The 368-nt window shown below is 60.3% G+C and carries 1 protein-coding gene; it reads left to right on the top strand.

Going from position 1 to position 368, the window contains the following annotated elements; genetic code table 11:
* Positions 1 to 368 (top strand): MCP four helix bundle domain-containing protein (locus tag AC5ZG1_RS44750; protein ID WP_496136623.1); only part of this gene is annotated, 368 nt, incomplete at both ends.

Genomic DNA, 368 nt, shown 5'->3' on the forward strand with positions numbered 1-368 from the left:
GGCGTGCGCACCGAGCGCGGGCGCCAGCTGATCAACCAGATAAAGCCCGAACTCGACAAATATCGGGCGCTTGCGGAGCAAATGATAGCGCTCGAAGATAGCGGCAAGACAGCTGAGGCAGTTCGGTGTTTTAAGGAGAAGATGGAGCCGCAGGCCGAGTTGGTGAACAAGGGAGTGGCGGATCTGGTCGCATTCATTCTCAGCCAGACCGAGGGCTTCGTGGCTGCGAGCGATGCTTCCGCGAAGTCGGCTTTCGTGTTGACCGCAGCGATCGCCTCGCTCGCCTTGCTGATTGCCGCAGCGGGGATCGTTTTTGCGATTGCCGGCATTGCCAATCCGATCCGCAATACGGCGGCCGCCATGAAGCG

This window comes from Bradyrhizobium sp. Leo78 (assembly GCF_059512425.1).